This is a genomic window from Herbaspirillum sp. B65 (genome assembly GCF_000333555.1).
In the GTDB taxonomy this organism is placed as follows: Bacteria; Pseudomonadota; Gammaproteobacteria; order Burkholderiales; family Burkholderiaceae_D; genus Herbaspirillum; species Herbaspirillum rubrisubalbicans.
Genome location: NZ_BADI01000986.1, coordinates 1 through 1694, shown reverse-complemented (window position 1 = coordinate 1694; position 1694 = coordinate 1). Strand labels below are relative to the sequence as shown.

Annotated in this window: 3 protein-coding genes; all 3 read right to left on the bottom strand. The window is 54.0% G+C overall.

All coding sequences use genetic code 11. From position 1 onward, the window contains the following. Positions 1-541: pilus assembly protein PilM (gene pilM / locus I5W_RS23175; RefSeq protein WP_252717192.1), on the bottom strand; the 541-nt coding region annotated here is incomplete at its 3' end. 8 nt (positions 542-549) lie between these two features. Beyond that, on the bottom strand, positions 550-936 hold the full coding sequence (locus I5W_RS23170; protein WP_044531017.1) for a hypothetical protein: 387 nt from the start codon (positions 934-936) through the stop codon (positions 550-552). A 249-nt stretch (positions 937-1185) separates the two neighbouring features. Then, the gene (locus I5W_RS23165) at positions 1186-1626 is read right to left on the bottom strand and encodes a hypothetical protein (RefSeq protein WP_044531016.1); all 441 of its coding nucleotides are present in this window, start codon (positions 1624-1626) and stop codon (positions 1186-1188) included. Positions 1627-1694: the final 68 nt, after the last annotated feature.

Sequence of the window (1694 nt, the reverse complement as noted above, 5' to 3'; positions counted from 1 at the left end):
CGGGCGCTCGATCCAGGCGCAGCACGGCGGCCTCGCCGGGAAGCCGGTCCTCGCGCAGCCAGGCGGCCAGGCACAGGTCTTCCGGTGCCAGGGTGACCAGCGGCCGGCCCACCGCTGCAGCCAGCGACAGGCGGTCTTCGATGATGAGCCGGGAGGCGGCCACCGCCAGTACCTGCTGGTCCGAGGGCGAGCCCGGCGGCGGACCCAGTTCACGGTAGTCCATGGCGTGATCGTCAGCGCCGATGCCGTGGGCCGCGAGTTCGGATTGCACTTGCCGCCAGCGTTGTACCGGGTGGCTGTCAGCCGGCAGCACGAGGCGGCGTCCGGTGAGGCCTTGCACCGGGACCGCCAGCGCCAGGGCGGCACCCTGGCAGCCGGCCTCGTCCAGCAGGGAGCGGCAGATCAGGGTCAAGGCCTCGAAGTCGGTGATCTGTCCGTCCCGGCAGATCACTCCGCCGGTGAGCCGCTGCGTCAGCTTCAATAACTGCGCGCGGCGACCGCTACGGCGCAGCAGCGCCAGCCGCACACGGTCGGTCGCGATGTCGAGGCCTATTTAGCACCGTCATCGTCGTGAAAAAAACCATCGACAGCTAATCCGAGTTCGAGAAAGATACTCACGCCAGCGATTGTAAGCGGTGCATCGTCCCAATCATGCAGAACCTTAAAGGCATACGCTCCCGGAACTTCGAACAATTTGAGTCCATTCAATTGGACATTTGGGAGATTGGGATACAGGCTAATTTCTAGCAATCTTTCATCCGTTTCCGAATAGGTTAGTTGCAAACCATTCTCGCTCCAATATTCTGTTAATTCCTCGGAGCACCAGCTTTTATCGGCAGATAACGGCTGGCCTAATATTTGATGAACCTCGTCCCGAGTCATTCCGAACTTGAGCGGTCCGACGCCTACGTAAGACGTAATGATATGTTCTTGCATGACGGTCTAAACATTCAACGTTGATACGCGCTCACGCTTTCAATATCTGAATTCGTGAACGAGCGGAACACTACTTTTTTCTTCAAGTGATTAAGGCGGACACTCTCTGCTGCACCGTATATTGCGTCGATTTCTTAGGGTGTCATGCCGGAGCAGATTTTCTCGGTGCCATTAATGGGAAAATTTCGAACGGCCCATGTTTATTCATTTTTTAGAAAAGATCGATAAGACCTTGCGAGATCAGAGGCTTCAAGTTTCCTCTGATGGCAAATCATCCCATCTTCCTTTTGCAAAAGCCGTTACCGATTTGGTATCGTCATCGTCGTATAAAAAACCACCGGCAGCTAATCCGAGTTTGAGAAAGACACTCGTGCCAGTTCTTGAAAGCGGTGCATCGTCCCAATCATGCAGAACCTTAAAGGCATACGCTCCTGGAACCTCGAACAATTTGAGTCCGTTCAATTGGACATTTGGAAGGTTAGGAGACAGGCCAATCTCTACCAATCCATCACCCGCGTCCGAAAAAGTTAATTGCAAACCGTTCTCGCTCCAATATTCTCTTGATTCATCGAAGAAGCGGCTTTTCTTTGTAGATAACGGCGCGCCCAATAACTGATGAACCTCGCCCCGAGTCATTCCAAACTTGAGCGGTCCGACGCCCACGTAAGACGTAATGATATGTTCTTGCATGACGGTCTAAAAATTCAACGTTGATACGCGCTCACGCTTTCAATATCTAAATTCGGAACGAGTGAACA